Origin of the sequence: Streptomyces phyllanthi, from assembly GCF_009377205.1 — a bacterium.
Taxonomy (GTDB): Bacteria; Actinomycetota; Actinomycetes; order Streptomycetales; family Streptomycetaceae; genus Streptomyces; species Streptomyces phyllanthi.
Genome location: NZ_VJZE01000600.1, coordinates 1 through 4,611, shown reverse-complemented (window position 1 = coordinate 4,611; position 4,611 = coordinate 1). Strand labels below are relative to the sequence as shown.

The 4,611-nt window shown below is 70.7% G+C and carries 3 protein-coding genes; 1 reads left to right on the top strand and 2 read right to left on the bottom strand.

Annotation, left to right across the window (positions count from 1 at the left end; translation table 11 throughout):
* Nucleotides 1-1,147: diaminobutyrate--2-oxoglutarate transaminase family protein (locus tag FNH04_RS41780; protein WP_322725398.1), on the bottom strand; the 1,147-nt coding region annotated here is incomplete at its 3' end.
* Nucleotides 1,148-1,504: 357 nt separating this feature from the next.
* Between FNH04_RS41780 and FNH04_RS41775 the strand changes: the two genes are divergently transcribed.
* Nucleotides 1,505-2,728, top strand: a complete 1,224-nt coding sequence (locus FNH04_RS41775; RefSeq protein WP_152791462.1) for a trypsin-like serine peptidase — start codon at nucleotides 1,505-1,507, stop codon at nucleotides 2,726-2,728.
* 151 nt (nucleotides 2,729-2,879) lie between these two features.
* Here the strand turns inward: FNH04_RS41775 and hflX are convergent, their stop codons facing one another.
* On the bottom strand, nucleotides 2,880-4,376 hold the full coding sequence (gene hflX, locus FNH04_RS41770; RefSeq protein WP_152791461.1) for a GTPase HflX: 1,497 nt from the start codon (nucleotides 4,374-4,376) through the stop codon (nucleotides 2,880-2,882).
* Between the last annotated feature and the right edge of the window lie 235 nt (nucleotides 4,377-4,611).

Genomic DNA, 4,611 nt, shown 5'->3' with positions numbered 1-4,611 from the left:
TATAAGAGACAGGGTTCACCAGTTCCACGCCGATCATCAGGCCCCGTCCGCGTACGTCGCCGACGCAGGCGAAATCGTCGGTCAGCGCCTGAAGTTGGGTGAGCATACGGGCGCCCAGGGTCGCGGCGTGTTCGGCGAGCCGGTTCTCGCGGACATGGGCGAGGGTGGCCGTGCCGGCGGCCATGGCGAGCTGGTTGCCGCGGAAGGTGCCAGCGTGGTCGCCGGGCCGCCAGACGTCGAGGTCGTCGCGGTAGATCACGACGGCCAGCGGGAGGCTGCCGCCGATGGCCTTGGACAGCACCATCACGTCCGGCACGACGCCGCTGTGCTCCACGGCCCAGAAGCGGCCCGTGCGCCCCACGCCCGTCTGGACCTCGTCCGCGATCAGCGGAATGGAGCGCGTGGCGGTGATCTCACGCATACGGCGCATCCAGGTGTCCGGCGCCGGGATCACCCCGCCCTCGCCCTGGACGGGTTCCAGGATCATCCCGGCGGGCCGGGGCACCCCGGACTTGGTGTCGTCGAGGACGGACTCGGTCCAGCGCGCGGCGAGTTCGGCGCCGCGTTCGCCGCCCACCCCGAACGGGCAGCGGTAGTCCTGTGGGTACGGCAGGCGCGCGACTCGTACGTCGGTCGCTCCCCCGGATGCCTCGAGCGCCCCTGTGGTCATCCCGTGGTAGGCGCCGGTGAAGGCGAGCATGCCGGTGCGCCCGGTGGCGGCGCGCACGAGTTTGAAGGCCGCCTCGACCGCGTCCGTCCCGGCCGGCCCGCAGAACTGCACCCGGGCGCGGTCGGCGAGTTGGGGCGGGAGGGTGCGGAACAGCTCCGTGGTGAAGGCGTCCTTCACCGGGGTCGCCAGGTCGAGGACGTGCAGCGGTGCCCCCGAGTCGAGCACCTTGCGGATCGCCTCCAGCACGACCGGATGGTTGTGACCGAGGGCGAGCGTGCCCGCACCGGACAGACAGTCGAGGTAGCGGCGCCCGTCGGCTCCCTCGATGGTCAGCCCACGGGCCCGTACGGGGACGATCGGCAGGGCGCGCGCATAGGTGCGCGCCGCGGACTCGCGCGCCGACTGCCTCCGCAGGATCCCCTCGTGCGCCACGCGAGCCCCCTCGGCCACGCGCCCCACAGACTCGGTCACAACCACGATGACGATTCCTCCGCTCCCAGAGGCGAGTTGGCCGGGGCCCCGAACACCGGCGGCGGGTTCCCCGCACATACCAACGACGCGCCCCCTGCGGGGAAGCGGGTGCGGCCGAGATCCGTGCCGATGAGGCGCCGCGCCGCTCAAGATCCAGGCCGTGACGGAACCGTTGCCGTTCCGTGGGAAGTCCCCCACAGCGACCGCATAGTGTGTGGTGCCGTTCAGCGACACCGAGCGAACGCACACCGGCGGATCCGCACCAAGCCGCCGTGGCGTCGCGTACGAAGAGAAGGACGTACGCGAACGTACGCGACCGCTCCAGCGCACAGAGTTGCCTTATCACCAGGGGGAGTTCACACCATGCGACCCATACGCCCGTCCCGCGCCGCTCGCCGAGTCAGGGCCGGGCGCCGCAGAGCCTCCCCCGCGCTGGCCGCCCTTGGCCTCGCCACGGCGCTCGCGCTGACCGCCACCGCCTGCGACTCGGGCGACACCTCGGCGAACGCCGACACGTCCGCCTCCCAGGGCGCCTCGAACGACGACAAGATCACGATCCCGGACGACATCAAGGACCGGCTCAAGGAGCACGGGATCGACATCGACAAGTGGAAGAACGGCGCCTGGAAGAACTGGGACAAGGACGACTGGCTGCGCGAGGCCGAGGACTTCGTCAACCCGATCATCAAGGACCTGTGGGATCCGGACCGTATGCGTGAGGCCGAGGAGCCGGAGAAGGAGGTCGACGAGAACGACCTCTCCGGCGACCAGGGCGTCACCGACCCGACCCCGGCCCCCGTGGAGGCGAAGGCCGTGCCGACGCGCTACCACGACAACGCCCCCGAGGCGGGCAAGGTGTTCTTCGACTCGCCCAAGGGAACGATGGTCTGCTCGGCGACGGTGGTCCAGGACCCGGCCCACCCCGGCAAGTCGAACATGGTGTGGACCGCGGGCCACTGTGTGCACGCCGGCAAGTCGGGCGGCTGGTACCGCAACATCGCCTTCGTGCCCTCGTACAACGACAGCGGGAAGACGGCGGCGGAGCTGGAGACCGCCACCAAGGAGGAGGTCGCTCCGTACGGCGTCTGGTGGGGCGACTGGGCGCAGACCTCGGACCAGTGGATCGAGCAGGGCGGTTCGACCGGGGGCGACGGCGCGTCCTACGACTTCGCGGTGATCCATGTGACGCCGGAGGAGGGCGGCGACGGCAAGTCCCTGGAGGAGACGGTCGGTTCGGCGCTCCCGGTGGACTTCGACGCGCCCGCAGTACCGCAGGTGAAGAGCATCACGGCGACCGGTTATCCGGCGGCGGCGCCGTTCGACGGCGAGACGATGTACCAGTGCACGGACAAGCCCGGCCGGCTGTCGCTGCTGAAGTCGGACCCGACGATGTACCGCATCGGCTGCACGATGACCGGTGGTTCGTCCGGTGGCGGCTGGGTGGCGGCCGGCTCGGACGGCAAGCCCGCGCTGGTGTCCAACACCTCGATCGGCCCGGCGAGCGCGGGCTGGCTGGCGGGCCCGCGGCTGGGCAAGGCGGCCAAGGGCATCTACCAAGAGGTGAGCGAGAAGTTCGCCGGTCGGTGATGCCCCGCGGCGGCCGGTAGTCGGCCACCGGCAATCCGCGGCAGCGGTCCGTGGGTGGCCGGCGGCCATCGGTCGTACGTGCGCCACACGGCACGTCGAAGGCCCGCCCCCTGTGCGAGGGGCGGGCCTTCACTCGTCGGGCGTACGGCGGTCAGGCCAGGGGTGCCGGAACGTACGGTGCCAGCTCCGCGGCCAGTTCTTCGTGGACCCGCACCTTGAGCAGCGTGCCCTCCGGGGTGTGCTCCTCGGAGATCACCTCGCCCTCGTCGTGGGCGCGGGCGACCAGCTTGCCGTGCGTGTACGGCACGAGTGCCTCGATCTCTACCGACGGGCGGGGCAGCTCGGCGTCGATCAGAGCGAGCAGCTCGTCGATGCCCTGGCCGGTGCGGGCCGAGACCGCGATGGAGCGCTTCTCGATCCGCAGCAGCCGCTGGAGCGCCAGCGGGTCGGCCGCGTCCGCCTTGTTGATCACGACGATCTCGGGTACGTCGGTGGCGCCGACGTCCCTGATCACCTCGCGCACGGCGGCCAGCTGCTCCTCGGGCGCCGGGTGGGCGCCGTCGACCACGTGCAGGATCAGGTCGGACTCGCCGACCTCCTCCATCGTGGAGCGGAACGCCTCGACCAGGTGGTGCGGCAGGTGGCGTACGAAGCCGACGGTGTCCGCCAGCGTGTACAGCCGCCCGCTCGGGGTCTCGGCCCGGCGCACGGTCGGGTCGAGGGTCGCGAACAGCGCGTTCTCGACCAGGACGCCCGCGCCGGTGAGGCGGTTGAGCAGCGAGGACTTGCCCGCGTTGGTGTAGCCGGCGATGGCGACCGACGGCACCTTGTGGCGCTTGCGCTCCTGGCGCTTGATCTCGCGGCCGGTCTTCATCTCCGCGATCTCCCGGCGCATCTTCGCCATCTTCTCGCGGATCCGGCGCCGGTCCGTCTCGATCTTGGTCTCACCGGGACCACGGGTGGCGAGGCCGCCGCCCTTGCCGCCGCCCATCTGCCGGGACAGCGACTGACCCCAGCCTCGGAGCCTCGGCAGCATGTACTGCATCTGCGCGAGCGCGACCTGTGCCTTGCCCTCTCGGGACTTGGCGTGCTGGGCGAAGATGTCGAGGATCAGGGCCGTACGGTCGATGACCTTGACCTTGACGACGTCCTCGAGGTGGATGAGCTGGCCCGGGCTGAGCTCACCGTCGCAGATGACGGTGTCGGCGCCGGTCTCCAGGACGATGTCCCGCAGTTCGGTCGCCTTGCCGGAACCGATGTACGTGGCCGCGTCGGGCTTGTCGCGACGCTGGATCACGCCGTCGAGCACCAGCGCGCCCGCGGTCTCCGCGAGAGCGGCCAGCTCGCCCAGTGAGTTCTCGGCGTCCTGCGTGGTTCCCGAGGTCCAGACGCCGACGAGGACGACCCGCTCCAGACGGAGCTGGCGGTACTCGACCTCGGTGACGTCCTCGAGCTCGGTGGAGAGGCCCGCGACACGGCGCAGAGCCGCGCGGTCGGAGCGGTCGAACTGGTCGCCGTCCCGCTCTCCGTCGATCTCGTGGCTCCAGGCGACGTCCTCTTCCATCAGGGCATCGGCCCGAAGACCCTCGGTGTGGTTCTGCGCGGAGGCGCGCTGCGTGGCCTGGGAAGCGGAAGAAGAGGAGGTCATTGGATCCTTACGTCGATGGGAAACGGATGCGGCGACGGGTCTGCTCTGCTCCGTCACTGGCGACGGATCGTTTCCGTCATCCTGGACAACGTTCGAGTCCCCCGGGAGATTCCCGGGCCCTGCCCCGAGGGGCCGGCCCTCGCCGCCGACGCGACGATGGTCGCACGACCGGGCTCACCACGTCACCCGGGTTATTCCCGTCCCACGACCCGAGTGTTCCCACCCCGCCACCCCC